This is a genomic window from Hydrogenophaga sp., from assembly GCF_028698005.1.
In the GTDB taxonomy this organism is placed as follows: Bacteria; Pseudomonadota; Gammaproteobacteria; order Burkholderiales; family Burkholderiaceae_C; genus Hydrogenophaga.
On sequence record NZ_JAQVEJ010000222.1, the window covers coordinates 1 to 3,550 of the forward strand.

Sequence of the window (3,550 nt, forward strand, 5' to 3'; positions counted from 1 at the left end):
GGTGTGATCTCGCCCGAGGTGGCCGAGCGCACGGGCGCGCGCATGGCATCGGCCGAGAGCGCGCAGCACCCGATCCAGCGCCTGTCCCTGCTCGGCGTGCCGCGCCAGGCCGACGGCAAGCTGCTCGGCGCGGACGACCTGACCCAGTGGCTGGCGGCGCGTACCGGGCTGGCCTACGTGCGCATCGATCCGCTCAAGGTGGACGTCGCCAAGGTGGCCGATGTGATGAGCGCCGCCTATGCCGAGCGCCATCGCGTGCTGCCGGTGCAGGTTGGTACCAGCGAGGTGGTGGTGGCCACGGCCGAGCCGTTCGTGCGTGACTGGGTGCCCGAGATCGAGCGTCAGACCCGGCGCTCGGTGCGCCTGGCCCTGGCCGATCCGCAGGAAATCGCCCGTTACACGGCCGAGTTCTTCGCGCTGGCCAAATCGGTGCGCGCGGCCGTCAAGACCGGCAACCAGAGCAGCCTGGCCAGCTTCGAACAACTGGTGGAACTGGGCAAGACCAACCGCCAGCTCGATGCCAACGACCAGGGCGTGGTGCAGGTGGTCGACTGGCTGTGGCAGTACGCCTTCGACCAGCGTGCCAGCGACATCCACCTGGAGCCCCGGCGCGAACAGGGTGTGATCCGCTTCCGCATCGATGGCGTGCTGCACCCGGTCTACCAGTTGCCCATCGGCGTGATGAACGCCATGATCGCGCGCGTCAAGCTGCTGGGCCGCATGGACGTGGTCGAGCGCCGCCGGCCGCAGGACGGGCGCATCAAGACGCTGCGGCCCTCGGGACAGGGCAAGGGCGAAGAGGTCGAGATGCGGTTGTCGACCCTGCCGACCGCTTTCGGCGAAAAGCTGGTGATGCGGATCTTCGACCCGGACACCACGGTCAAGGATCTTGGTGCGCTCGGGTTCTCGGCACATGACGCCCAGCGCTGGGAGGCCCTCACGCGCCGCCCGCACGGGGTCATCCTGGTCACCGGCCCCACCGGCTCGGGCAAGACGACCACGCTGTACGCCACGCTCAAGCGGCTGGCCACGGAAGAGGTCAATGTCAGCACCATCGAGGACCCGATCGAAATGATCGAGCCGGCTTTCAACCAGACGCAGGTGCAGCCGCATCTGGATCTGGATTTCGCCGCCGGCCTGCGGTCGCTGATGCGCCAGGATCCGGACATCATCATGGTCGGCGAGATCCGTGACCTGGCCACTGCCGAGATGGTCGTGCAGGCCGCGCTGACCGGGCACCTGGTGTTCAGCACCCTGCACACGAACGATGCACCTTCGGCCGTGATGCGCCTGATGGAGCTGGGTATTCCGCCCTACCTCATCAATGCCACCGTGCTGGGCGTGCTGGCCCAGCGCCTGGTGCGTACCCTGTGCCCCGCCTGCCGCGTGCGCGTGGCCGACGATCGGCTGGGTGCCTCGCGCGAGGCGCTGGCCGAGCTGGTCAAACCCTGGCAGGTCAATGGTGCCTACCGCCCTTACCAGCCTGTGGGCTGCGTGGACTGCCGCATGACCGGCTTCAAGGGCCGCATGGGCCTGTACGAGCTGCTGACGGTGACCGAGGCGTTCAAGGAACAGGTCAGCCATGCGCCCCGCATCGACCAGTTGAGCCGCCAGGCGGTGGCCGACGGCATGCGCCCCCTGCGCCTGGCGGGGGCGGCGCGCGTTTCCGAGGGGTTGACCACGCTGGAAGAGGTGCTGGCCTGCACACCGCCGGTTCAATGATTTATGTCAAACCCGTATGGCGGTCATGCGGGCTATAGTTGGCCGGTGCGCCATACGCGCCGCTTTTGCCATGACTTCGATCAAGCACGAATCCGCCTGGCGGGGCACCGCCGATTGCCGCCGTTGCGGCATCCGCGACATGGTCCTGTTCGCGGACCTGCACGATGAGGATTTCAACCTCATCCACGCCCCCATCGACGACCTGGAGTTCCAGGCCGGTCGGTCGCTGGTGCGCCTGGGCGAGACGGCGACCTCGCTGTACTCGCTGCGCTCCGGCATGGTCAAGCTGGTGCGCAATACGGTGGACGGACGCCAGCGCATCGTGCGCGTGCTGCGCCCGGGCGACATCATCGGGCTCGAAGCCCTGATGGGGCCGGTCTACGAGTCCGACGCCATCGCCTTGACGGCCGTCAAGGCCTGCCGCATTCCGTTGCAGGTGATCCAGCGCCTGGACCGCGAAACGCCGCGCCTGCACCAGCGCCTGCTGCAGAAATGGCACCACAGCCTGCGCGAGGCCGACGACTGGCTGGCCAACCTGAACTTTGGCAATGCGCGTCAGCGGGTGGCCGGCCTCATTCTCAAGATGCGCTCGGCGCATGACCAGACGGTATCGACGCTGTTTTCGCGCGAGGACATGGGCGCGATGCTCGATCTGAAACTGGAGACCGTCAGCCGGACGCTCAATGCCTTCATCCGCGAGGGGCTGATCGAGGCGGCCGATCGCCAGGGCCGGGTGTTCCGCGTGGTTGACGAAGCCGGTTTGAGGTGATCCACCCGCCGCGCTGCAGAGGTGGCGCCGGCATCCGATAATCTGCCGGATGTCTTCGTCCACCTCCGCGGTTTCTCCTGCCCGCCACGCCCCCCACCTGGCCAGCGGCCTGCTGCTGGCCGGCGCCGGCTCCATCGCGTTCTCGGGCAAGGCCATCATCGTCAAGCTGGCTTACCGCTATGGTGTCGATGCGGTCACGCTCATCATGTACCGCATGCTGTTTGCGCTGCCACTGTTCCTGGGTCTGGCCTGGTGGTCGCATCGCCAGGCGCGGGATGCGGCGACGCTGACGCGACGTGACTGGCTGGGCATCGCCGGCCTGGGCCTCACCGGTTACTACCTGGCCAGCTTCCTGGATTTCTGGGGCCTGCAGTACATCAGCGCCAGCCTGGAGCGTCTGATCCTCTACCTCAACCCGACGCTGGTGCTCATCCTGGGCTGGTTGCTGTACCGCCGGCGCATCGGCCTGCGGCAGAGCCTGGCCATGGCCGTGAGCTACGGGGGCGTGTTGCTGGTGTTCGGGCACGAGGCGCTGTCGGGGCTGGGGAGCGAGGCCGCGCTGGGCGCGCTGCTGGTGTTCGGCAGCGCCGCCAGCTATGCGATCTATCTGGTGTTCAGCGGCGAGATGGTCAAGCGCCTGGGCTCCATGCGCCTGGTCAGCCTGGCCACCAGCGTGGCCTGCGTGCTGTGCCTGCTGCAGTTCGTGCTGCTGCGACCGCTGTCGGCCGCCCTGGTGGCACCCGAGGTGATCTGGCTGTCCATCCTCAATGCCACGGTCTGCACCTTCGCACCGGTGATCATGGTGATGATGGCGGTGGAGCGCGTCGGCCCGGGCCTGACGGCACAAACTGGCATGATCGGCCCCATGTCCACCATCGCCATGGGCGTCCTGCTGCTGGGCGAACCCTTTACCGGCTGGATCGTTGCCGGTACGGTGCTGGTGATGGTGGGGGTTTTTCTGGTGACCCGAACGGGTCGGACATAGAAGGTTGAACCTATGGATCTGGGCATCAAGGGCAAATGGGCGCTGGTGGGTGGCGCGAGCAAGGGGCTGGGCTT

At 67.3% G+C, this 3,550-nt stretch carries 3 protein-coding genes; all 3 read left to right on the top strand.

Annotation, left to right across the window (positions count from 1 at the left end):
* Positions 1–1,722 (top strand): GspE/PulE family protein (locus tag PHQ87_RS15020; protein ID WP_300236102.1); only part of this gene is annotated, 1,722 nt, incomplete at its 5' end.
* Positions 1,723–1,792: 70 nt separating this feature from the next.
* Positions 1,793–2,491 (top strand): Crp/Fnr family transcriptional regulator, encoded by a 699-nt coding sequence (locus PHQ87_RS15025; protein WP_300236105.1) that lies wholly within the window; start codon positions 1,793–1,795, stop codon positions 2,489–2,491.
* Between the two features lie 49 nt (positions 2,492–2,540).
* Positions 2,541–3,476 carry a DMT family transporter gene (locus tag PHQ87_RS15030; RefSeq protein ID WP_300236108.1) on the top strand — a complete coding sequence of 312 codons (936 nt, stop codon included), beginning with the start codon at positions 2,541–2,543 and terminating at the stop codon, positions 3,474–3,476.
* Positions 3,477–3,550: the final 74 nt, after the last annotated feature.

Bases quoted from the DNA above. Each gene is read 5' to 3' on its own strand.
- PHQ87_RS15025 (WP_300236105.1), top strand. From the start codon at position 1,793: ATGACTTCGATCAAGCACGAATCCGCCTGGCGGGGCACCGCCGATTGC.
- PHQ87_RS15030 (WP_300236108.1), top strand. From the start codon at position 2,541: ATGTCTTCGTCCACCTCCGCGGTTTCTCCTGCCCGCCACGCCCCCCAC.